The organism is Gluconacetobacter brunescens (assembly GCF_048695475.1).
GTDB lineage: Bacteria > Pseudomonadota > Alphaproteobacteria > Acetobacterales > Acetobacteraceae > Gluconacetobacter.
The window spans coordinates 671474-694779 of sequence record NZ_JBLHEN010000002.1 but is presented as its reverse complement, the minus strand read 5'-3'; the positions used below and the strand labels follow the sequence as shown (position 1 = coordinate 694779).

20 protein-coding genes are annotated in these 23306 nt (G+C 69.2%); 12 read left to right on the top strand and 8 right to left on the bottom strand.

Annotated elements, in window-relative coordinates:
• Positions 1-38: 38 nt before the first annotated feature.
• Together ACMAUO_RS15430 and dhaL are read right to left on the bottom strand one after the other, a co-directional pair.
• Complete coding sequence (locus ACMAUO_RS15430) at positions 39-1418, bottom strand: MFS transporter (RefSeq protein ID WP_420357829.1); 1380 nt, start codon at positions 1416-1418, stop codon at positions 39-41.
• A gap of 222 nt (positions 1419-1640) precedes the next feature.
• Positions 1641-3413, bottom strand: coding sequence for a dihydroxyacetone kinase subunit DhaL (gene dhaL / locus ACMAUO_RS15425; protein ID WP_420357828.1), 1773 nt, complete (start codon positions 3411-3413; stop codon positions 1641-1643).
• Positions 3414-3787: 374 nt separating this feature from the next.
• On the opposite strand from dhaL, the gene ACMAUO_RS15420 reads away from it, so the two are divergent.
• The 4 genes from ACMAUO_RS15420 to phaR all read left to right on the top strand — a co-directional run bounded on the left by ACMAUO_RS15420 (position 3788) and on the right by phaR (position 6894).
• A complete protein-coding gene (locus ACMAUO_RS15420) occupies positions 3788-4237 on the top strand; it encodes an RpiB/LacA/LacB family sugar-phosphate isomerase (RefSeq protein ID WP_420357827.1) in 450 nt (149 codons plus the stop codon).
• Between the two features lie 4 nt (positions 4238-4241).
• Complete coding sequence (locus tag ACMAUO_RS15415) at positions 4242-5306, top strand: sugar-binding transcriptional regulator (RefSeq protein ID WP_420357826.1); 1065 nt, start codon at positions 4242-4244, stop codon at positions 5304-5306.
• 70 nt (positions 5307-5376) lie between these two features.
• Positions 5377-5973, top strand: coding sequence for a glutathione S-transferase family protein (locus tag ACMAUO_RS15410; RefSeq protein WP_420357825.1), 597 nt, complete (start codon positions 5377-5379; stop codon positions 5971-5973).
• A gap of 276 nt (positions 5974-6249) precedes the next feature.
• Complete coding sequence (gene phaR, locus ACMAUO_RS15405) at positions 6250-6894, top strand: polyhydroxyalkanoate synthesis repressor PhaR (RefSeq protein WP_420357824.1); 645 nt, start codon at positions 6250-6252, stop codon at positions 6892-6894.
• Positions 6895-6909: 15 nt separating this feature from the next.
• Here phaR and ACMAUO_RS15400 read toward each other — a convergent pair whose 3' ends face one another.
• From ACMAUO_RS15400 to ACMAUO_RS15375, 6 genes are all read right to left on the bottom strand, one after another.
• A complete protein-coding gene (locus ACMAUO_RS15400; protein ID WP_420357823.1) occupies positions 6910-7998 on the bottom strand; it encodes a DUF2125 domain-containing protein in 1089 nt (362 codons plus the stop codon).
• A 305-nt stretch (positions 7999-8303) separates the two neighbouring features.
• Positions 8304-9074: a lysophospholipid acyltransferase family protein gene (locus ACMAUO_RS15395; protein WP_420357822.1), complete on the bottom strand. Its 771-nt coding sequence runs from the start codon at positions 9072-9074 to the stop codon at positions 8304-8306.
• A gap of 122 nt (positions 9075-9196) precedes the next feature.
• Positions 9197-9823, bottom strand: a complete 627-nt coding sequence (locus tag ACMAUO_RS15390) for a YdcF family protein (RefSeq protein ID WP_420357821.1) — start codon at positions 9821-9823, stop codon at positions 9197-9199.
• Positions 9823-10821, bottom strand: coding sequence for a cell division protein FtsX (locus ACMAUO_RS15385; protein ID WP_420357820.1), 999 nt, complete (start codon positions 10819-10821; stop codon positions 9823-9825). Before ACMAUO_RS15385 ends, ACMAUO_RS15390 begins: the two co-directional genes overlap by 1 nt.
• The gene (locus tag ACMAUO_RS15380; RefSeq protein ID WP_420357819.1) at positions 10814-11494 is read right to left on the bottom strand and encodes a cell division ATP-binding protein FtsE; all 681 of its coding nucleotides are present in this window, start codon (positions 11492-11494) and stop codon (positions 10814-10816) included. Before ACMAUO_RS15380 ends, ACMAUO_RS15385 begins: the two co-directional genes overlap by 8 nt.
• Positions 11495-11519: 25 nt before the next feature.
• The gene (locus tag ACMAUO_RS15375; RefSeq protein WP_420357818.1) at positions 11520-11930 is read right to left on the bottom strand and encodes a hypothetical protein; all 411 of its coding nucleotides are present in this window, start codon (positions 11928-11930) and stop codon (positions 11520-11522) included.
• 171 nt (positions 11931-12101) lie between these two features.
• Here ACMAUO_RS15375 and ACMAUO_RS15370 point away from each other — a divergent pair, with 171 nt between their 5' ends.
• The 8 genes from ACMAUO_RS15370 to ACMAUO_RS15335 are packed head-to-tail and all read left to right on the top strand — an operon-like array spanning position 12102 to position 23273.
• The gene (locus ACMAUO_RS15370; RefSeq protein WP_420357817.1) at positions 12102-12611 is read left to right on the top strand and encodes a chemotaxis protein CheW; all 510 of its coding nucleotides are present in this window, start codon (positions 12102-12104) and stop codon (positions 12609-12611) included.
• Positions 12604-13992 (top strand): CheR family methyltransferase, encoded by a 1389-nt coding sequence (locus ACMAUO_RS15365; protein ID WP_420357816.1) that lies wholly within the window; start codon positions 12604-12606, stop codon positions 13990-13992. The genes ACMAUO_RS15370 and ACMAUO_RS15365 overlap by 8 nt, the downstream gene beginning before the upstream one ends.
• A gap of 14 nt (positions 13993-14006) precedes the next feature.
• Entirely contained in the window at positions 14007-14552 is a 546-nt protein-coding gene (locus ACMAUO_RS15360; RefSeq protein ID WP_420357815.1) for a chemotaxis protein CheW, read from the top strand.
• 6 nt (positions 14553-14558) lie between these two features.
• Positions 14559-16241, top strand: coding sequence for a methyl-accepting chemotaxis protein (locus ACMAUO_RS15355; protein WP_420357814.1), 1683 nt, complete (start codon positions 14559-14561; stop codon positions 16239-16241).
• Between the two features lie 9 nt (positions 16242-16250).
• Positions 16251-18350, top strand: a complete 2100-nt coding sequence (locus ACMAUO_RS15350) for a hybrid sensor histidine kinase/response regulator (RefSeq protein WP_420357813.1) — start codon at positions 16251-16253, stop codon at positions 18348-18350.
• A complete protein-coding gene (locus ACMAUO_RS15345; protein WP_420357812.1) occupies positions 18347-19438 on the top strand; it encodes a chemotaxis protein CheB in 1092 nt (363 codons plus the stop codon). Before ACMAUO_RS15350 ends, ACMAUO_RS15345 begins: the two co-directional genes overlap by 4 nt.
• Positions 19435-21342: a response regulator gene (locus tag ACMAUO_RS15340; protein ID WP_420357811.1), complete on the top strand. Its 1908-nt coding sequence runs from the start codon at positions 19435-19437 to the stop codon at positions 21340-21342. Before ACMAUO_RS15345 ends, ACMAUO_RS15340 begins: the two co-directional genes overlap by 4 nt.
• Positions 21339-23273 carry a response regulator gene (locus tag ACMAUO_RS15335; protein WP_420357810.1) on the top strand — a complete coding sequence of 645 codons (1935 nt, stop codon included), beginning with the start codon at positions 21339-21341 and terminating at the stop codon, positions 23271-23273. Before ACMAUO_RS15340 ends, ACMAUO_RS15335 begins: the two co-directional genes overlap by 4 nt.
• Positions 23274-23306: the final 33 nt, after the last annotated feature.

Genomic DNA, 23306 nt, shown 5'->3' with positions numbered 1-23306 from the left:
AGTCCTTGTCGGTAATTTTTCTGTTCTTTACAGGCGGGTCATTTGGCCAGGCTGGCGTGGGGCACGGGGTGGACCGAGGGCGCGCGGGATCGTCTTGCCCGGTCGAGTTCCGCCTGGAGGTCGGGCTCCAGGGTCAGGAACCAGGTCAGGATGGCGCTGAGCACGTAGATCGCGGCGTAGACCACCATGACGCCGAAGATCCCGAATGAGGGCTCGACCAGATAGACCACGGCGGGGCCGATCCAGACGCTGGCGCCGGCGCCGAGATTGAGCAGCGACATGGCGGCGGGTTTGTCGTCCGGCGCGAGGTAGGGCATCAGGGCCGAGAGCGGGACATAGGCGGCCAGCGTCATGCCGTAGAGCGCGCCGGCGAACAGGGTCGGCATGATATGCTCCGGGCCGAACCAGGTCGGGCACCAGTAGAGCAGCATGGTGCTGACCGCCGAACCGAGGCCGCCGCCGATCATCACCGTGCCGCGCCAGCTCAGCCAGTCGCTGAGGATGCCGAACAGCAGGTTCCAGATCACGTTCGAGACGAAAATGGCTTGCAGGACCAGCAGCCACTGGCTGAGGGTGAAATGCAGGTCGTGCATGAAATAAATCGGCAGGCACACGAGAAATCCGAACTCCGCCGAGGTGTCGATAGCGCGGACGATGCAGCCGATGCCGACCTTGGGCCGCTCCCACGCGATGGAGAGCGAGGCGAACAGGGTGCGCAGCGGGTGTTTTTCGGCGCCTGGAGCATGCTGGTTGCCGTGGGTTTCGCGGATGCCGCCGAGCGCCATGGCGCCCCCCAGCAGGACCAGCAGCAGGGCGCTCCACAGCGTGTAGATCGAGCCGATCCAGGGGATGGTCGTCCGGGCGAACATCGAGCCGAGCGTGGGCATGCCGCCGGTGAAGCAGAACCAGAACCAGCCGACGGCGGAGCCCAGGCGGCGCGGGTGGACGGAGGTGACGACCCAGACCAGGAAGCCGAACGCGAAGAGCGGATAGCCGAATCCCCTGATGCCGTAGAACAGGATCATCAGCGGATAGGAATTCGACGGCAGCGCGAAGGCCAGGAAGCCGACCTGGAAGACCACCCAGATGGCCAGCCCCGTCATCATGACGCGGCGGGCGCCCCAGAGGTCGGAGAGCGCGCCGGACAGCCAGGCGGAGATGGCGGCGCTGAGGCCGTAGATGGTGAAGAGCAGCGCGACGTCATGTTCCGTCAGGCCCGTGCCGACGAGATAGGAGGACAGATAGCCGCTTTCCACGCCGTCGCCGGACATGAAGATCAGCAGGCCGATGAAGCCCCATGCGAGCGACGGCGGCATGCCGATGCCGACGAGAAGGCGCCCGACCGCCGTGCGCGGACGCTCCTCGGCGGGGATTTCGTCCTCGGGACGAACGGGATGTGTGGAGAGTGTTCCAGCCATTTTTCCTGCCCCGGTTTGGGGGCCTGCATGCGTGGGCGCATGTCGGGCCGTGAAGGCTTTTTCTTGTTTCTTGGAGCCTGGCTGCCGATGCGCGCGGGCGGCCCGTACGGCCGCGCCGCGTTTGCTCGCCAGCCGATATTTTCAGACAGGCTCTTGAGTGATGGTGAATGGCGTGTCGGTGCTTGCTGTGGTGTCGTTCTGTCCGCTGTTCGGGCGTGGCGTTCAGGATTCGGCGATTTTCGCCAGTTCGCTCGCCATCGTCTGCAGGATCAGGCAGCAGGAGGTGGCGCCGGCGTCGAGCACGCCGCGCGAGCGCTCGCCGAGGCGGCTGGCGCGGCCGATGCGGGCCACGAGGTCGATCGTGGAATCGCGGCCTTTCTCGGCGGCGGCGGAGGTGGCGGCCAGGGCTGCCTTCAGGCCCCGGGATTCGGCGGCGTGGCACGCCTGGACGGCCGGGACGAGGGTGTCCATGAGCGTCTTGTCGCCGACATCGGCATTGCCGAGCGAGCGGATTCCGGCCTCCGCACCGTCGAGCATGAGGCCGAACACCCTGGCGTCGATATGGTCGGTGTTGGCGAGGGGCAGGGCCATGCCGGCGAAGAAGCGCCCATAGAGCGGCCCCATCGACCCGCCGATGCCGGCCAGCAGGGCGTCGGAGAGGATCTGCAATGCCTCCTGAAGCGGCGGCGGGTTGGCGCCGAGCGCCTGGCCGCAGCGTTCGAAGCCCTTGGCCATGTTGATGCCGTGGTCGCCGTCGCCGATCTTGCCGTCGATCTCGCTCAGCCAGTCGCGGGCGCCGACGATCGCCTCGACCAGGGCCGGGATGACCGTGGTTGTGTTCTGTACTGGAATGCCGTTGCTGGCACTGTATTTTTCGGCGGTGAAGACGTTTTCGACGTCGGCCTGCGTTGCGGCGGCGATGGCGGGGGCTTCGACCGGCGGGGCGGTATAGAAGGTGCCGATGCGGGTCAGGCCGATCGAGTGCGTGGGGTGGGACATCAGCCGGTCCAGCTCGGCATCGAGCTTCATGACCGTCAGCGTCGCGCCCTTCATTTCCAGCGAGGTGAAGAAATTGCCGACGAAACTGTGGCGGATCGTGATGCCGCGCTCCTTCATGACCTCGGCCACGTCGGCGAACAGCACATAGAGTTCGATGATCGGCGTGGCGCCGAGGCCGGAGAGCAGGACGACGACATCGTCGCCGGCCGCGAACGGCAGGTCGCCCAGGACGTGGTCGCACATCATGCGCGCGATCTCGCGGGAGCGCTCCAGCGGGCGGACTTCGACGCCCGGCTCGCCGTGATGGCCGATGCCGACTTCCATGGTTCCGGCTTCGATGATGAAGTTCGGGTGGCCGTTGGCGACGATCGTGCAGGGTGACAGGCCCACGCCGATGGAGCGGGTGTTGTCGATGGCCTTCCGTGCTGCCGCCAGGACCTCTTCGAGCGAGCCGCCTTCTTCCGCGCGGGCGCCGCCGGCCTTCCACATCAGGATTTCGCCGGCGACGCCGCGCCTGCGGGTGGCATCGTCCCTGGGCGCGGAGGCGACATCGTCATTCGCCACCACCGATCCGACGGTGATGCCTTCCCTGGCGGCGTCGCTCATGGCGAGGCGCACATTCATGGTGTCGCCGGCATAATTGCCGAACAGGCAGGCGACGCCCGCCCCCATGTCGGCGACGCGCATCGCATCGAGAAAGCTCGCGGCGGTGGGGGAGGAGAAGATCTCGCCGATGGCGGCGGCGTCGAGCATGCCGGTTCCGACATAGCCGAGGAAGGCCGGCTCGTGGCCCGAACCGCCGCCCGTGATGACCCCGACCTTGCGGACCGGACTGCCCTCGCGGCGGCGGACGACGCGCGGATTGCCGGTCGCGGCCAGGATGTTGGGGTGGGCGAGCAGGTAGCCCCGGACGGCATCTTCGACGATATGGTCAGGACTGTTGAAGATACGGTCCAGCTTGGGAATGGAGCGGGATTTGGGATCGATATTGTTCATGGGATGTCCCCGGTGCTCGCGGACGGTATGGCGCCGCCCTGTTATTTTTACGCGAATGATCCTGAACGAAAAATTACGGTAAGGAACATTTGTGCTCATATAAAGAGGGGGCGATTGCGGAGCCCGATCCGTGTTTGGCTGATTAACGCATAGTTTCCGATGGGAACGGTATCACTAATCAGTGAAACTGTCACCTACGCGCCGAGCGCGGCGCCTTGTTGTTGGAACATTTGTGCAATTTGGTTTGCATTTGTGTGGTGGTCCGCGCAAGATCGGCGCAACGCAAATCCGGCAAGCCGGGGCAGCCCCTGTCGGGCGCATTTCCTGAAGCGCGGGAATCCGGAATCGGCGGAAGATCGGTAAGGAGGACGGGGATGAGAATCGCCATCGGCTGCGACGAGGCGGCCACCACACTCAAGGACATCATCAGGATCGCGGTGGCCGAGGATGGGCACGACGTCACGGATTACGGGACGTTCGGGACCGAGCCCGTGCTTTACCCCGATATCGCGGTCACGGTCGCGAAGGCGGTCATGGCGGGGCGGCATGATCGCGGCATCCTGCTGTGCGGGACGGGGATCGGGGTTGCGATCAGTGCGAACAAGGTGCCGGGCATGCGGGCCGCGCAGACCCATGACACCTATTCCGCCGAGCGGGCCATGAAGAGCAATAACGCGCAGATCATCACGCTGGGCGCCCGGGTGATCGGGCCGGAACTTGCCAAGTGCATCGTGCGTGCGTACCTGCTATCCGAGTTCGGCAATGGGGCATCGGCGGAGAAGGTCGATCGCATTGCGCATTACGAGGGCCTGCTTTCCGCATGAACGCATGAAGGACGAGTCTGACCGCCCGGCTGACGCTTCGCCGCCCCAGGCCCCCGACGAGGGGACGCGGGGAAACGGTGAGGCGCGCAGGGGGCCGCGCGTGGATATCTCGTCCGAGCAGCTTACGGAAATCGCGGCCCTTTATTACCTTGAGCAGGTGACGCAGGAGGATCTGTCGCGGCGTTTCGCCCTGTCGCGGCCCACGATCAGCAAGCTGCTGAAGCGGGCGCGGGAGGAAGGGATCGTCGAGATCCGGGTGCGGACGCGGCCCGCGGCCTCGGCCGAACTGGAGCAGGAATTCCGCAGGCGCTTCCGCATCGAGCGGCTGCTGACGGCGGTGGACCAGCGGGACCCGGAGGCGCAGCGCGACGGGGTGGCGGCATTGCTGGCCTCGCATCTGGAAAGCATTCTGCGCGACGAGATGATCGTGGCGGTCGGCATGGGGCGCAATGTGGCGGCGATTGCCGACCAGGTGGGCAACCCGGTGGCGCGGGAGATCATTTTCGTCTCGGCGATCGGCGGTTCGACGCGGGCGGGCGAATATATGAGTTCCGACCATATCTGCCGGCGGCTGGCGGCCCGGTTCGGTGGCGAGAGCGAGACGCTCTATGCGCCGGCCCTGGTGGCGGACCCCGAGATCCGGCGGGCGCTGATGCAGAACGATGTGGTGCGGCGCACGCTGCATCGGGCGCAGCGGGCCGATGTGGCGCTGATCGGGATCGGCGATGTCAGCGAGGAGAGCAACATGGTCCGGATGGGCTGGTTCTCGCCCCAGGAGGTGGCCGCGGCCAAGCTGGCGGGCACGGTCGGCGACATGATGGGCTATGATTTCATCACCATCGATGGCCTGGCCGCCGATGTGCCGATGCAGGGGCGGGTGATTGGGCTGTCGCTGGAGGATCTGCGGCGGATTCCCAATGTCGTGGCGATTGCAAGCGAGAGTTCGAAGCTGGTGGCCATCATGGCCGCGTTGCGCACCGGCACCATCACCACGCTGGCGACGACGGAAACGATCGCGCGAAACATTCTGAGCCTTGATGGGGAGGGGGAAGCCGGCCACGCTGGCTGACGATGCCGGTTGCCGCCGGTTTGCCGCCGGTTGCCGCCGGTTTGCCGCGGACTGTCCGAGGATACTCCTGATGAAGCTCTATCATGCTCCGCTCAGCCCTTATGCGCGCAAGGTGCGGGCTGCCGCCATCCTGCTTGGCCTGGAGTCCCGGCTGACGGAAATCGTGGTGCGGGTTGCGGACTCGCCGCCCGAGGTGCTGGCGGCGAACCCGTTATGCAAGATCCCGACCCTGGAACTGCCGGACGGCGAGGGGCTGTATGACAGCCGGGTGATCGTGGATTACCTGGACGGGCTGGCCGGCGGTGGCCGGCTGGTGCCGGCCGGGGGTGAGGCGCGCCGGCGGGCCCTGCGGATGCAGGCGCTGGGGGATGGGCTGGCCGATGCCGCGATTCTGGTGCGGACGCTGATCCCGGCGGGGCTGGCGCATGATCATCCGCTGGTCCAGCGCCAGCTTGCGGCGGTCTGGCGCAGTCTGGACCGGCTGGAAAGCGCGCCTCCCGCGCTGGAGCCCATGGATATCGGCGGCCTGTCGGTGGCCTGTGCGCTGGGGTATCTGGATGTGCGCTTCGCCGATGATCCGTGGCGGCGCGATCGCCCGGCGCTGGCGGCGTGGTATGCGGCGGCCAGCGCCCTGCCATGCCTGGCCCGGACGGCCATACCCGCATAGCACCTGCCGATCGGCCGTCGGGTGGCCGGCGGCGTGACCGGTCATCCTCTCGGGCCGTGGCACCGGTGGGCCTGCTGGCGCGTTAGGCGGGGCGCCGCCTGTGCATCGGGGGAGCGGTCATGCTAGGTTCCCCGACCCTGGTGCCCATGTCCGAGGGGATCGCGAGGCGATTGCCCCGGGTGGATGGTCGTTTTCGTGTTGTTTCGCCGATGCTTGCCCGGCGGTTCGTTTCATGCTCCGGCCACCTGCCGGCCCAGCCCGTCGATGGAGGGGATATTGCCGGATGCCAGTCGCCCGTGCGGCCCGATCGTCATCAAGAAATACGCTAACCGACGTTTGTACGATACCGAGCGCTCGATCTATATCACGCTCGACACGCTGGCCGACATGGTGCGTTCCGGCAAGGATTTCGTGATTTTCGATGCCCGTACGGGTGACGACATCACGCGCGCCGTCCTGACCCAGATCATCATGGAGGAAGAGACCAAGGGGCGGGCCATGCTGCCTGCGTCCTTCCTGCGGCAGATCATCCGTTTCTATGGCGACAGCATGCAGGGGCTGGTGCCGGAATATCTGGACCAGATGATGGAACAGTTCACCGCCAACCATAACCAGATCCGCACCACCATGCAGCGGACGATGGAGCAGTTCCTGCCGCCCGGCATCGAGCAGCTTGGCCACCATGACATCGAGATGATGGACCGGGCGATGTCGATGTTCGCCTCGCTCTACCGGCCGGAGGCGGAGCCCTCGGCCTTGGCCGGCGGGGGGGCGCATGACGATGGGAACGGTAACGCCGGGCCGGTGGACGAGGTGGCGCCCGAGGGCGTCGAGAGCATGGAAGAGGAAGTGGCGCGCCTGCGCCGCGAGGTTGCCGAGTTGCGGGCCGCGCTGGGGGTGTCGCCCGGCGTGGAGGGCTGACGCCGCTGGTCCGCTTCAGCGCAGCCAGTCGGTGATGTGACCCAAGGGCAGGGCGCCGATGAAGACCATGCCGGCGTTCAGGCGCAGGGGCAGGCTTATGGGGCGGTCGGTGAGGGCAGGAGCGTCGGGCGTGGCGGGGGCGGTGATGGCGTTGGGAGACCCTGCCGCCAGTTGGTCGATTGCCGTGACCAGTCGTGTGAGGTCCGGCGACAGCGTGCCGGCGTGATCGAGCGTGCGGACGGTCTGGCCGATTCCCGCGATGGACAGGGTGAAGGCGCCCTCCGCACCGCCGGGTGCCGCGAGGTGGGCGGTTCCCACGGCCGACAGGGAGAGATGCGTCCAGCGCGCGTGCAGGTCCTGCACCAGCAGGGGGATCGCCGTGCCGCCGGGGAAGGAGACGGTCAGCCCGGCATCGGACAGGCGGTGCGCGTCGGTCGGGGCGGTGGGCAGCGGCCAGGTTGGCGGCAGGTCGATCGTGGCGGCATGGGTGGTCAGGGCGACGCGGCTGGAATCGGGGCTGGCCTGGCCGTTCCAGAGTCCGTGGCCGCGCAGGTCATGCAGCGTCAGGTCCGTGGTGTGGCCGTCCGGGTTCAGGATCTGGAGGGTGAGCGAGCGGGCGGCCCAGGTGGCGTGACCTGTTGGGGCGTCGGCCGGCAGGCCGAGGGGGAGGAAGAGGCGGGCGTCTTCTGCCTGGAGCCTGAGCGCCTGGTCCGTGTCGGGGCCGGTCAGGCGCGCGGCCTGCGTGCCGTCGAGGCCGATCCGCACCGTCAGGGGGTGCAGCAGGGACAGGGATAGCGTGATCCTGTCCGCGCCCCAGACGATGGTCCGGTTGCCGGCCGGGCCGTTCAGGCGCGGATTGTGGAGGGTGAGGCGGGCCGTCAGGAAGGAGCCGCCCCGCGCGGTCTGGCCGGGGGCCGGGGTCCAGCCCTGCCGGCGCAGTTGCGTGCTCCAGTCCGCGACCATCCTGCCCAGTTCATGCTGCGCGGCCTGCCAGGCCAGGCCGTCGAGGGCCGCGAGCCCGAGCAGGGCAAGGGCGGCACGGCCTGGCCATTTGCGGCGGCTAGGCCGGGGTGGGCGCGCGGCTTGGGGGGCGTGCGAGGGCATGGCGTACTTGATAGGGCACTTTCCGGAAGGCCGGGAACAGATTGATTCACAAATGTTTCACATGATTGCCCGGTCTGGAAAAAAGCGGGGGAGCAGATTTATCCACAATGCGGGGCGGCTGCATTCATCCGGTGGGACCAGGCCAGGCCGCCGGTCGGTTCCATACAGGGTCTGTCAAGAGGAAATATTAAAAACGGGTGCAAATTTAATATGTTATTGCATGTTTTTTCGCCGCCCGGCGCATGATGGCGCGGCGTGGTGGCTGTTGGCGGGAGAGGGATGCGCGGTTGTGGGCAAACGGACAGTCACAGGCCCATCGAATGACCGCTTTGACTGCCCACAGAGTTATCCACAGGCATTTTTGCGCTCTCGGTCCTGTCGAACCGGCTGGATAGCGCCTGCCATTCCGTGGTGATTTCGCCGAGGATGCGCGCCTTGCCCAGATCGGAGGGCAGCGCGGGGCCGATGGCGATATGGATCGGGCCGGGGCGCTTGACGAAGGCGTTGCGCGACCAGCGCAGGCCGGAATCGGTCGCTACCGGGATGATGGGCAGGCCGGTATGGGTAGCCATGGCGACGATGCCGGGATGCAGCCGCCTTGTCTCGCCGGCCTGGGTGCGGGTGCCCTCGGGGAAGATCACGATCTGCCGCCCGTCGGCGGCGGCCTGAGCAGTGGCCGTGAGCAGGGCGCGCAGGGCCTTGGCGCCGTCGGCGCGGCGGACCGGGATCATGCCCGCCAGCAGCAGCATCGGGCCGACCAGTGGGATGCGCGTCAGTTCTTCCTTCATCACATAGGCCGGGCGATCGACCAGGTTCATCCAGACCAGCGTATCGAAGGCCGACTGGTGCTGCGAGGCCAGGAGGCAGGGGCCGGCGGGCAGGTGTTCGCGGCCCGTCACCACGACCCGGATGCCGCAGATATGGCGGAGCCCCGCCACCGAAAGCCGCGTCCACAGCTTGGCGTAGGGCAGCGCGTATCGCCGGGCGAACGCGCGGATGGGCATCGCGGCGATGCCCATCACGATCGTCAGCAGGACGAAATACAGGTTGAACAGGCACGCGCGAACGAAAATCATGGCGGGCGGGGGCGTTCCGGACAGGTGAGGCACGGCATGCGTGCGGCGTGGCGCGTACACCAGAAAAACGGCTGGGAGACAAGGGTACGAAGGCGGGGGGCTGGTCGCCGCCGGGATTGGCGTCAGTTCTGGGCCCTGATCGCCATGTTGCGGGCCAGGCCCAGGCTGGCCATCAGCCATTTGTCGTATTCCGTCGCCATCAGCCGCAGCGACGAGCCGCGCAGCGGTGAGCGCAGGGCCGGCGGGCGGACCGCGTAGGGATAGAGCGCCACGTCGGGCAGCGTGCGGTGGATTTCCATGATCGCGCGGCGGATGTGGTAGCCGGCCGTGACCACGATCAGCGAATGCAGACCGTTGTCACGGGCCCATTGGGCGGTTTCGTCGGCATTGCCGATGGTGGAGGTGGCGTGCCGGCCCAGCGTGACCTGCCGCCAGAGCCCGGCCGGCAGGCTGGCCGCGAGGTCGGGCTGGAGGGCGCCGGCGACGGTGGCGGTCGTGGCGTGGGGGGCGACGCCGGAGATCAGCAATTGCCGTGCCTGGCCCTGGGCCAGCAGCCGCAGCGAGGCTTCGATACGGCCCTGGCCGCCGGTCAGGGCCACGATGCCGTCCGCTACCGGTGGGCGGAGGGGGGATGTGAGCGCGTCGTTGACGAACCATGCGAAGCCCGCGCCCCACAGGAGCATGCAACCCAGCAGGCCCGTCAGCGTGCCGAGGAGAAATCGTCTGGCCGTGCCGCCGCCCTGCCTCATTACGGCAGGGTTCGCAGCCAGGCGCGCACCGTGGCCTGGGTGGTCAGCCAGCCGATCAGCGCGGCGGCGGGGGCCAGGGCCAGCAGGGTGGCGACCAGCGGCGCGGGCAAGGTGTCGAGCAGCATGTGAGCGCGCATCGTCCAGTCCGTCGCCGCCGCTGTCGCGGCCGGTGCGGGAGACGGGGCGGCGGTCGCGAAGGGGGCGGCGACGTGGGACAGCAGCACCAGGAGCGGCAGCGCCAGCACGCTGCCGGCCAGCCCGCCGATGAAGGCCAGCAGGGCGGTGCGGCGGGCGAAGCGCCCGGCGATGTAGCCATCGGTGGCACCCATGGCGTGGATCAGTTCGATCGGCATGCGGCGCGCCGCCAGCCCGGCGCGGGTGGTGGCCATGATCAGCACCACCGCGATCCCGGCCACGATTGCCACCGCCAGCAGCGCGCAGCCATGCAGGCTGTCGGCCAGCCTGCCCAGCCGCTCGCCCCATTCGGCGTTGCGCTCGACCAGCGTGCCGGGGGCGATGGCCGCCAGCCGCTGGGCCAGCGCGCCGGCCTCTTCGGTGGGGCCGGCGGCCAGGTGCAGTTCGATGATCGCGGGCAGGGTGAGGGCGAAATCGTTGTTCTGGCCCAGCCAGGGGGCCAGCAGGGCGTCCAGTTCCGTCTTGTCCAGCCGGTGGACGCGGGCGGCGCCGGGGCTGTCGGCCAGGGCGGCCAGCACGGCGTCGGAGCGGGTCATCGGGGTGGGGGAGGTTTTTGCCGCTGCCGGGGCGTCGGGGTCCGGGACCTGGACGGTGAGCAGCGATGCGGCGCCGCTAGACCAGCGGGCGGACAGGATCTGCGCGCCCGTGGCGCCGGCCAGCGCCAGCGCGGCCAGCACCGCCATGGCCGCCACCAGCAGGGGCAGCAGCCGGTCGGGCAGGGCGTGGCGCAGGGCCAGCCCGTCGGCGCGCCGGGCCTGGTTCCAGCGGGTGAAAAAGCCGCTGCGGTGCGTGCGTTCAGCCATCGCGCACCAGCCTGCCCTGGGCCAGTTCCAGCGCGTGGGCCGGGTAGCGGCGGATCAGGGCGTCGTTATGGGTGGCGACCAGGATCGTGGTGCCCAGGTCCGACAGGTCGCGGAACAGTTCCATCAGCCGGTTGGCCTGGCGTTCGTCCAGCGCGTTGGTGGGTTCGTCGGCCAGCATCAGGGCCGGGCGGTGGATCACGGCGCGGGCGATGGCGACGCGCTGCTGCTCGCCGCCCGAAAGCTGGGGCGGCAGGGCAGCGGCGCGGGAGGCGAGGCCGACCCAGTCGAGGATGGCGTGGACTTCGTCGCGCACTTCGTCTTCCGGCCGGCGTTGCAGGCGCAGGGGCAGGGCGATGTTGTCGAAGACCGGCAGGTCGGGCAGCAGCCGGAAATCCTGATGCACGACGCCGATGCGCCGCCGCAGCCGGGCCAGCGCGGCGCGGCTGGCGTGGCCGATCGTGCTGCCCAGGATCTCCAGCGTACCGGCGGTCGGGCGGGCCCCCAGGGCCAGCAGGCGCAGCAGGCTGGATTTGCCGGCGCCCGACGGGCCGAGCAGCCAGCGGAAACCGCCCTGCGGTACCTCGAACGAGACCTGGCGCAGGGCGACCGGGGCCGAAGCGCCGGAAGCGCCCGAGGCATCGTAGCGGAAACCGACGTCGCGGAGCCGGATCACGGGAGAAGGTCGGGCGGTCGGTGCGTCACATCTCGCGCGCCGCGACGGCGGCGAGCGTGGCGCAGAGGGCGGCCGCCGCCATCATCAGCAGCCCGTCGGTGACCAGCGAGCCGGCCGTGACGACATGCGACCCGATGACGATCTGGTGCGGAATGGTGCCGGCGACGTGGGTGACGATGTCGCGCGTCTGCGGATCGGCGGAGGCGGCGCTGGTGCCGATGGCGCCGACGATGTGGGGGAGCGCGCTCCAGCCCACGCCCAGGATCAGCACCAGCGGGGCCAGGAGCTCCGTGACCTGCTGGACGAAATAGAAAAGCCCGTAGAAGACGGCGCAGATCGCCACGCGCACGATGCGGGCGATGGGAAAGCGCGACGTTCCTTCCGCGCGGGGCGGCAGGAACCGGTCGGTGGCGCGGTCCGAATTGAAACTGTCCATGACGGTCGGATCTCCGGCGGCGGCTGCGGCGCGCCCGATCTGCCGGGAACGCATCCCTGCCGGAGGTAGCCGTCACTTGTATTAAATGCAATCTTCGGGGAGAAAAGGAGGCAGGGAACGCGCCGGAAAGGCTTTGCCGGACCGGCTCGGATGGAAGGCAGCAAAGCCCCCGTGTCAGTGGCCGTCGTCATCTTCCGTCTCGTGGATACGTGCTACGGCCTGCCCGCGCCCGCGGTGCGGGAATGCATGTCCATGCCGGCGCTCGTCCGCCCTGCCGGGACGCCCGCGCCGGTGCTGGGGTTTTTTCGCCTGGGTGCCGAACGGGTGGTGGCGATCGACCTGGCGGCGCTGCTCGGCCTGCGGGGGTGGAGCGTGCCGGACGATGACGCGATGCTGTATCGCCCCCTGCTGCTGTGCGGCCCGGCCGACGGGGTGAAGGTGGCCTTCATGGTCGACAGCGTGCTGGATGTGCGGCAGACGGCTGGGGCGGTGACGGCGTTGCCCGCCGAGGGGGTGCCCGCCGGCGGCTGGCTGACGGGGGAAGTCGAACTGGCCGGAGGAATGAGCGCCTTGCTGATGGACCCGGACCGGCTGCTGATGGAACGCGAACGGCGGCGGATCGAGTCCCTGGCCCTGGATACGGCATTGCGCGACGCCCTGTGGGAGAGCGCGGATGGCTGACCGGCAGCGCGCCCTCGAACGGCTGGCCACCCGGATCGTCGCGCGGACCGGGCTGCATTACTACGCCGACAAGATGGACCTGCTGGAGATGGTGCTGCTGCGGCGCATGGACGCCTGCGGCTGCGCCCGGCCGATGGATTACCTGGCGCTGCTTTCGGACGATGCGGCGGGCGAGGCCGAGTGGCGGGCGCTGGAATCGGCCGTGACGATCGGCGAGACGTTCTTCTTCCGCTATGCCGAGCAGTTCCATGCGCTGGAACGCACGATCCTGCCCGACCTGATCACCCGGCTGCGGCCGCTGCGGACCATCCGGATCTGGAGCGTGGGCTGTTCCAACGGTGCCGAGCCCTATTCGCTGGCCATCCTGATGCGGCGCCTGCTGCGGATGCGGGGCGAGCAGGACTGGACCGTCGATATCCTGGGTACCGATATCAGCGAGCAGGCGCTGGAGCGGGCCCGCGCCGCCGAATATGGGGCGTGGTCGCTGCGCGATGTCGGCGCCTCGGAGCGGCGGCAATGGTTTCGCCCCGCCGCGTGCGGACGGCAATGGATCCTGCGTGACGTCTTTCGCCGCATGGTGCGCTTCGAATACGGAAACATCATGGACCTGCCCGCGGGCGGGGGGCCGGCGGGGCCGTTCGACCTGATCCTCTGCCGCAACGTGCTGCTTTATTTCGAGGAGACGCAGGCGCTGGAGCTGGTGCGGGCGCTGGCGGACCGGCTCTCGCCGCCGGGATGGCTGCTGCTGGGACATTCGGACCCGATCAGCGAATGCGGCGGCATTCTGGAAACGGTGACATTCGCCGGCACGGTGGCGTTCCGGGCGGCGGGCTCGCGCCAGGGGCCGGCCGCGCCCCGCCGCTGCGTGCTCTCCCGGTCGCCCGATCCGCGGCCTGCCGTGCCGGTGCCGCGCCCCCCGGTGCGGGAGGGGGCGCCCGATATCGTTGCCCGCGCGGATGCGGGGCTGGCGCGGGCCGAGGTGCGGGCGCTGGCCGATCGCGGGGCGGTGGCCGAGGCGCGGGCCAGTTGCGGCGCGGCGCTGGCGTTGCATCCGCTGGATGCGGGGCTGCATTTTCTCTCGGCCGTGCTGGCGGAGGATGCCGAAGCCGCCGGGGAAGGGTTCCGGCGCACGCTCTATCTGGATCGCGAGCACATCATGGCGCATGTCCATCTCGCCCGGCTGCTGCGGGATGCCGGGCAGGCGGACGAGGCCGAGCGGATGTTGCGGCAGGCACGGGCCCTGCTGCACCGTCTGCCGCCCGGCGCGGCGGTGCCCGATGGGGATGGCCTGACGGTTGCCGGATTGCTGCGGCTGGTGGGCGAGGATGCCGACGACATGGCTGAGGACGGATCGTCGCTGCTGGCGCGGAGCGTGTTCTGAGCGGTCGCGCTTTCATGCCCACGCCGCATGAGGCGGGCGACGATGCCGCCGGGAGCGCGGAGGGCTATGCCCGCCGGGTGATGGCGGAACGCGCGCGGCTGCTGGCCGCGCGGGGGCAGGCGCCGATCGACGATGCGGGACGGCGGGCGGCGGTGATCCTGGATGTGGGCGGGCAGATTCATGCCATCGACCTGCATCATGTGCTGCGCATGACCGAACCGGCCTGGAGCGTCATGCCCCGGCGCCTCGACTGCCCGGCGGCGGTGCGGGGTGTCTTTGGCCATGTCGGCCATCTGTATACAGTGATGGATCTGTCGGTTCTGCTGGGCGGGGCGCCGATGGATCATGCCGGGGCGATGGCGCTGCTGCGCCCGGTGGCCGGCCTGCCGGTGGCGCGGATCGCGCTGCTGGCCGGGCGGACGCTGGGGGTGGACGATGTGGTGGATGCGCCCGCCGCCGTCTCCGTGCCGGGCCACCCGATGGCGGCCCTGCCGGACGGGCGGCTGGCCGCAGTGCTCGACCCCGCCCGCCTGTTTGCCGCGCGTTCATTCGGAGTCTGACCTGTCGTGACAATCGCCAATCGTCTTCTGTTCGGGTTTCTGGTCGGCGTGATGCTGATGGTGTCGATCGGCGTCTATGCGCTGGGGCAGATCCGCAATGTCCGCGACGAGATGACGGTGATCGTGACCCGCGACCTGCTGGTCTATCGTCATCTGAACCATCTGCGGGTGCTGGAGAATGATCTGGTGGCGCGGCGGCTGTCGATCCTGTCGCATTATTACGCGCGGGATTACCAGAAGGACCCGGCGATGCTGGATGCCGCGATCGCGGACTGGACCGGGATCGACCGGCAGGCCGAGGATACGCTGGTGCAGGCGCTGGCCGCCGCCAGCCAGGCCGACGACGAGGCGCGGATCGACGCGCGGCGCGCCATGTTCGCCACCATTTCGACCCGCCTGCACGAGGCGCTGGACCAGGCGCGGCAGAATGCCGAGGCGGCGTCGGACCTGTTCGCGGCGATCCATCAGGGCGACGACGCGGCGGTGCGCCAGCAATCGGCGCGATCGGACACGCGCGACCAGACCATCGACCGGCTGATCTCGGAGGCCGGGACCACGCTGGATGGTGGGGTGCAGGCCGGGGAGACGCAGAGCAGCGCGCTGTATGAATTCAGTCGCCGGTCGCTGATCCTGGGGCTGGCGGTGGCGGTGATCGTGGCGCTGATCGTGACCTTCTGGACCCGGCGCTCGATCCTTGCCCCGCTGGCGGCGCTGATGCGGGTGATGGAACTGGTGGGGCAGGGAGACCTGTCCACCCATGTGGCGGTCGGCGGGTCCGGCGGGGGGCGGGACGAGTTCGAACGGCTGGCCAGCGGGCTGAACCGGATGATCGACGGCCTGCGCGAGATCGCGCAGCAGAGCCGGGATGCCACGCGCAACCTCGATGCGGCGGTGGCCGATATCCGCGCCTCCGCCCAGCAGCAGGCGGCGAGCGTGGAGGAACAGTTCGCGGCGGTGCAGGAGACGGCGGCGACGGTGGACCAGATTACCCATTCCGGCGCGCAGATCAGCAAGCGCGCGCGGGAGGTGATCTCCTCGGCCGAGACCATCGTCCATAGTTCGGCCAGCGGGCTGGAGGCGGTCGAGGAGACCGCGCGGGCCATGGAGCGCACGCAGGAAGGTGCCGAGGCCGTGGCGTCGAACATCGTGGCGCTCTCGGAGCGGACGGATGCGATCAGCGAGATCATCACCGCCGTCAACGATCTTTCGGAACGCTCGCACCTGCTGGCGCTGAATGCCGCCATCGAGGCCGCCGCCGCCGGGGAGCATGGGCGCTCGTTCGCCGTGGTGGCGGCCGAGATGAAGATCCTGGCCGACCAGTCGCGCGATGCCACCCAGCATGTGCGCTCGATCCTGGGGGATATCCAGCGCGGCATCAACACCTCGGTGATGCTGACGGAAGAGGCGGTGAAGCGTGTCTCGGCCGGCAAGGAGCGGACCGATATCGCCTATCGCACCATCGAGCGCATGACCGGCGGCATCGAGGAAGGGGTCAATGCCTTCCAGCAGATCGTGGCCTCGACCAACCAGCAGCAGATCGGCATCGAGCAGGTGATGACCGCGTTGCAGAGCATCCGCCAGGCCAGCCAGCAGACGGCGGCGGGAACCCGCAACCTGGAAGCCTCGGCCAGCAATCTGGGCAGCCTCTCGCACCAGCTTCTGGCCATTTCCGCCCGTTACCGGACCTGACGGCCGGCCGTGGAGGCTCTGCGACAGGAACTTCTGGCGGTCTTCGATGCCGAATATCGCGACCATCTGCGGGTGGTGCGCGATATTCTCGCCGCAGGCCCGCTCGACGGGCGCGGGATCAGCGAGATTTTCCGGCGGGTGCATTCGCTGAAGGGGGCGGCCCGCGTCGTCGAGCGCGCGGATATCGAGACCATCGCCCATGCGCTGGAAAGCCGGCTGTTCGGGCTGCTGGAGGGGCAGCAGCCGGTGACGGCGGAGGATCTGGCGGCCATCGGCACCGCGATGGACCAGATCGACGCCCGTATGCAGGATGTCGAGGAGCCTCCGGCCGGGCCCGAGCCGGGGGCGGCGGGCCCGTCGGCGCGCGAGGAGCCGGCCGACAGCTATGTGCAGGTGCCGGTGTCGCGCCTCGATGCGCTGGTCGGCGTGGTGCATGACATGATGGGCATCGCCGAGCGGCAGGAGCGGCTGTGGGCGGACCTGGAGGACCTGACCGCCGCTGCCGCGCGGCGGATGGGGCCGACCACCGATCCGGCGGCGGAACTGGCGCGGCTGACCCGTGCGCTTTCCGCCCTGTCGCGCGAGCGCGGGCGGATCGCGGGGCAGGCGGACCGGGCCATGATGCGGCTGGACGAGGAAGTGCGGGCGGTGACGCTGGTGCCGGCCGGGACCGTCTTCGGGTCGTTGAGCGGCATGGTGCGGCAGATCGCGCGCGAGCATGGCGGCAGCGAGGTGACGGTGCGCCTGCTGGGCATGGATGTGCGGGCCGACCGGCGGGTGATGCAGGCGCTGCGCGACCCGGTGATCCATCTGCTGCGCAATGCCATTATCCATGGGATGGAAAGCCCGGCCCGGCGGCAGGCCGAGGGCAAGCCGGCGGAGCCGGTGCTGACGCTGTCGGTGCGGATGCTGGGCGTGCGGCTGCTGGTTTCGGTCAGCGACGACGGGCGGGGGCCGGACCTGGAGGCGATCGCCGCGCGGGCGGTTCGCCAGGGGCTGATGCAGCCCGACGATCCGCGCCTGCCCGAGACGCTGCTGGGCATGGTGTTCGCGCCGGGCTTTTCCACCCGGGCGGCGGCCGACCGGATCTCGGGACGGGGGATGGGCCTGTCGGTGGTGGCCGAGGCCGCGCGGGCCTTGCAGGGGTCGGTCCGCATGGAGGCGGGCAGTCCTTGGGGGACGGTGGTGACGATGGCCGTGCCGGTCTCGCGCCGGCAGCGCACGACGCTGGTGGTCGAGGCCGGGGAGATGACGATCGGGCTGCCGGGGCGGGTGATCGAGCGGCTTGTGCGGGTGCGGCAGGCCGATGTGCGCATGGTCGATGGCCGCGCCTGTTTCGCGCTCGATCGGCGGCGGGGCGCGGCGAGTGGCGCGGCGGGCGCGGCGGTGCTGGTGCCGGTGGTGCCGCTGGCCGCTTTCCTCGGGCGGCCGGACGCGGCGCTGCCGGTGCATGACGGGGCGCTGTCGGTCGTGGTGCTGGGCATGGCGGATGGCGGGTGTTGCGGGTTTGCCGTCGATCAGATGCGCGAGGTGCGGATCCTGCATATTTCCGACGCCGAGGCGGTGGGGTTGGACAGCGAATTGATCCCCGGTGTGGGGTGGCCGCGCGGCGATCGGCCGGTTTTCGTGCTCAACCCCGATACGCTGCTGGAGCGGTGGCAGAAGGCGGGGGCGACCGGCGGGCATTTCGACGGGGCCGAGGACGCGGCGCCGGAGGACGGGGGGCTGGCGCCCCGGCAGGTGCCGACCATCCTGGTGGTTGACGATTCGATTACCACACGGACTCTCCAGAAGACGATCCTCCAGACCCATGGCTATGATGTGCTGCTGGCGACGGATGGCGTCGAGGCGCTGTCGTTGCTGCACCGGTCGTCACGCCGGATCGACGTGATCGTGACGGACGTGGAGATGCCGCGGATGGATGGTTTCGCATTGCTGGACGCGGTCAGGTCCGACCCGCGCCTCTCCCGGATTCCGGTGGTGCTGATGACGTCGCGCAACGAGGAAGCCGACATCAGGCGCGGGCTGGAAGGCGGGGCCCGGGCCTACGTGACCAAGCAGGGATTCGAGCAGGGCGAATTGCTGGATATCATCCGGGGCGTGCTGTGACCGGCGGGACCGGGCCGCGCGTCCGGGTGCTGGTCGTGGAGGATTCGGCGGTGGTCCGGCATGTGCTGGTGCGGCTGATCCGCGACGATCCCCGGCTTGAACTGCTGGAAGCGGTGGAAACGGCCGAGGAGGCGCTACGCCTGGTGCCGATGCTGCGGCCCGACGTGATTTCGATGGATGTGCGGCTGCCCGGCATGGACGGGCTGGAAGCAACCCGGCGCATCATGGCCGAGTGCCCGACGCCGATCGTGATCATCAGCGATGCCTCGACCGATCCGGCGTTGCGGATTTCGATGAATGCGCTGCGTTCCGGCGCGCTGTCGGTGGTGCAGAAGCCGGCCGGCTGGCCGGTCGATGCCGCCGGGGGGCGCGCGATCGCGACCCAGCTTTACATCATGAGCCAGGTGCCGGTGATCCGGCATCGGGTGCAGTATGGCGCGGTTGTGCCCGCCGCGGGGGCCGCGCCGCCGCCGCCGCGCCTGCGCCCGCGTCTGGTCGGCATGGCGGCCTCGACCGGCGGGCCGCAGGCTTTCGCGCATGTCATGGGGGCGCTGCCGGCCACGTTCCCCTGGCCGATCCTGCTGGTGCAGCATATGGGCATGGGGTTCATGGAGGGGTTCGCCGCCTGGCTCGATACCCAGACGAAGCTGCCGGTCGGGCTGGCCCGGCAGGGGGAAATCCTGCGGCCGGGGCATGTTTATGTCGCGCCGGCCGAAGCGCATCTGACTCTTGGGCTCGGTGATGAAATCCGCCTGGTGAACGCGCCGCCGGTGGGCGGGCAGCGGCCTTCGGCGACCGCCCTGTTTACCTCCATGGCGCGGGTGGGGGCCGGGGGGATCGGCGTCCTGCTGACCGGCATGGGTGAGGATGGGGCCGTGGGGCTGCGCGACATGCGCCGGGCGGGGGGATATACCATCGCCGAGGACCGGAGCACGTCGATCGTGCATGGGATGCCCGGTGCCGCCGAGCGGATTGGTGGGGTTTCGATCAGCCTGCCCCTGGGGCAGATCGCGCCGCATCTGGTTGCCGTCGCCTCGGCTGCTGCACCCATGCCGGTGGCGGCCGGGATGGAAGGACGGGCGTTATGACCGACGCTTCCGCCGAGGCGCAGGTGCCGCCGACGCTGTTGCTGGTCGAGGATTCCGACACCCAGGCGCTGCGGATACGCCGCATGCTGGAAGGCCATGGGTTCGCGGTGACGCGGGTGGCCAGCGGCGAGGCCGCGCTGGATACGCTGGATACGCGGATTCCGGACCTGGTGGTGGCCGATTACCATCTGCCGGGCATGAATGGCGGGCAGATGGCGCGCCAGCTTCGCATGAGTGCCGCCACCCGCATGATCCCGGTGCTGATGCTGACCGAGGGGGGCGAGCCAGGCCTGGAGCGTGAAGGGCTGGAGAGCGGCGCCGACGCCTATGTGCCGAAATCGGCCGAGCCGGACCTGATCGTTTTTCGCATCCGCGCGCTGCTGCGCGAGGGGGCGGGCACGGGGGCCGGGCAGCGGGATGCCAGCCCGCTGTTTCGCCGTGCGCGCATCCTGATCGTCGGGGGCGAAGGCGCGCGCGAGGAGGTGGTGGCGGGGCTGGCGGCCCTGATGCGCAATGACGGGCATGATGTGACGGTGATCGGCTCGCCCGGCGCGATGGTGCGGGATGACTGGTTCGACCCCGCACGCGCGCCTGACTGCGTGGTGGTCGATCTGGTGTCCGACCGGTTCGACGGCATCGCCTTCTGCCAGGCGCTGGACGATCTGCGGCAGGATGTGGTGGTGGCGGGCGGCGGGGCGCCGCGTATCCTGGGGCTGAGCGGGCCGGACGCGGCGCGGGGGGCTTTTCCCGCCCGGGCGTTCGAGGCCGGGGTGGACGATATCGTGGCCGACGATATCGAGCCCGATGTGCTGGCGTTGCGGATTCGCGCGCTGGTGCGGCGCAAGCTGTTGCAGGACGATGTGCGGCGCCTGGAACTGGACCGGCAGGCGCGCGAGATCGCGGTGGAGGCCGCGCGGGCCGAGGCGGCGGCGATTGCGTCCAAGGCCTCGCTGGCCGAGGCGCTGGAACAGGCGAATGCCGAACTGGCCGATGCCAACCGCCGGCTGATCGAAACCCAGGGCAAGCTGGTGCAGACCGCCAAGATGGCCTCGCTGGGCGAACTGGTGGCGGGGATCGCGCATGAGATCAATAATCCGCTGGCCTTTATCCTGGCGCACAAGGACACGGTGGCGCGGCTGCTGGCGCGGGTGATCGCCGAGGACGAGACGGCCGGGGATGCGGATGGCGACCGGCACGCCACGCTGATGAAATGCCGCGACCGTGTCGACTCGATGAGTCTGGGGCTGCGGCGGATCCAGAACCTGGTGCTGAACCTGCGGAAATTCTCGCGGCTCGACGAAGGGCTGTTCCAGGTGATCGACGTGCCCGAGGCGCTGGAGACGGTGCTGGCGCTGCTGACGCAGAAATTCGGCAACCTGATCGTGGTGGAACGGGATTATCGGGCGCCCGAGCGCCTGTACTGCCAGTCCGCGTTGCTGAACCAGGTGATGATGAACATCATCAGCAATGCCGCCGATGCGATCCATTCCATGCTGGAGGATGCCGGGCAGGGGGGCGACCCGGCGGGGCCGGCACGGGGGGTGATCAGGATCGCCACCGAATTGCGGGTGAGCGAGGGAACGGGCGAACAATCCTATGTCTTCATCGTGACGGATAATGGGCCCGGCATTCCGTCGGAGGTGAAGGAGCGGATCTTCGAGCCGTTCTTCACCACCAAGCCGGTCGGAGCCGGGACGGGGCTGGGGCTGGCCATCGCCTACAGTGTGGTGCAGGCCCATCATGGGACCATCACGATCGCCGATGCGGTGCAGGGTGCCGATAGGGGCGCCAATTGGGGCGCCAGTGGAGGACGGGGAAGCGTGTTTACCATTTCGGTGCCGTGGCAGCCGCATTTCGAGGCGATGGCCGAGCCTGCCCGTGGCATGACGGAGATGCAGGCGTGACCGATCGCCCCGTTGTGCTGCTGGTGGATGACGAGCCCGAGATCCTGGTGGCGCTGACCGATCTGTTGGAGGATGATTTCACCATCCTCTCCACCACCTCGCCGGTGGAGGCGCTGGAGATCCTGGCCGGGCGGCGGGATGTCGATGTCATCGTGTCGGACCAGCGCATGCCCGAGATGGGTGGCGACGTGATGCTGGCGCGGGCGCGGGGGCTGTGCGACGCGCAGGCGATCCTGCTGACCGGGTACGCCGATATCGGCGCGGTGGCGGCGGCGCTGAACCAGGGGCGGATTTCGTTCTATTCGCACAAGCCCTGGGACGGGGATGCCCTGCGCGCGATGGTCGTGCAGGCGGCGCATCGCCACAAGCTGGAAGGCGAATTGCAGACCGAGCGGATGCTGCTGCGGGGGTTGCTGGGGAATCTGCGTGCGGGGCTGGCCTTCAAGGACCCGGATGGGCGGTTTATCCGGATCAATCGCAAGGCTGCCGCTTTCTATGGCCGGGACGAGGCGGATTGTCTTGGCCGGCGGGAGGAGGATCTGTCCGATCCCGCGCTGCTGCCGGCGGTGCGCGCGGCCGAGGCGCGGCTGGAGGCCGAGGGGCGGGACGAGGAAGTGATGTCGGTGCCCGGCCCCGGCGGCAGCGTGACGTGGCGGGAGTTCACCCGTGCGCAACTGGGTGTGAACAGTCGGGGCGAGGCCTATTCGGTTCTGATCAATCGGGACATCACCCGGCAGCGGGAGATGGAGGCCCGCCTGCGCCAGGCGGAGAAGATGCAGGCGCTGGGCACCATGGCCGGCGGCATCGCGCATGATTTCAATAATCTGCTGACGGCGGTGATGGGGTCTCTGGAACTGGCCGTCGATATGGGCGAGGGGCTGGACGAGCGCACGACCCATCTGCTGGACAATGCCATGGGCGCGGCGCGGCGGGGCGCCGACCTGACGCGGCGGCTGCTGAATTTCAGCCGGCCACGGGATCTGAGCCTGCAACCGGTCGATGTGAACGCGCTGTTGCGCGGCATGCATGACCTGCTGGTGCAGGGGGTTACGGCGCGTCGGCGCGAGGCGGCTTCGCGCGCGCCGGTCGAGATCGGGATCGAGACCACGGATGCGGCCGGGGATGTGCCGATGGTGCGGACCGACGCCGGGCAACTGGAACTGGCGCTGCTGAATCTGTGCCTGAATGCCAGCGATGCCATGCAGGATGGCGGCATGATCATGCTCTCGACGCGGGTGGCCCGGCTGGAGGCACCGGTGGCGGAAGGCGGTGTGCCGCAGCATGACCTGCCGGAGGGCGAATATGTGGTGGTGTCGGTGGCCGACCAGGGCACCGGCATGGCGCCGGAGACGCTCGCGCGGATCTTCGAGCCGTTCTTCACGACCAAGGATGTCGGGCGGGGGACCGGGCTCGGCCTGTCGATGATCTATGGCTTCGTGCGGCATGCCGGGGGCGATGTGCGGGTGAGCAGTGCGCCGGGGCAGGGAACGCGGGTGGATCTGTACCTGCCGGTCCATCGGTGCCCGGCGGCTGCTCTCGATCGGCCGGAGGTGCTGGTGCATCGGCCCGTTCGCAAGGGGCTGCGGGTGCTGGTGGTGGATGACGAGGATACGGTCAGGACCGTGACGGCGGGTTTCCTGCGCGGCATGGGGCATGAGGCGATCGAGGCGCCGGGTGGGGACGAGGCACTGGCGCGGATCGGTGCGATGGCGCCGCATCAGCCCGACCTGGTGGTGCTGGATGTCATGATGCCGAAAATGGGAGGGGAAGAGGCGGCGCGCCGGATCGGGGCATTGTGCCCCGACACGCGGATCCTGTTCCTGACCGGCTATGCCGACAATGCCGCGCTGCCGGAGGATGCGCTGGTGCTGCGCAAGCCGTTCACGCAGGCCGAATTGTCGGGACATGTCGCCCGCGCGATGGGCGGATGATGGGGCTGCTCTTGTCCTGAGGCGGGAACGGCC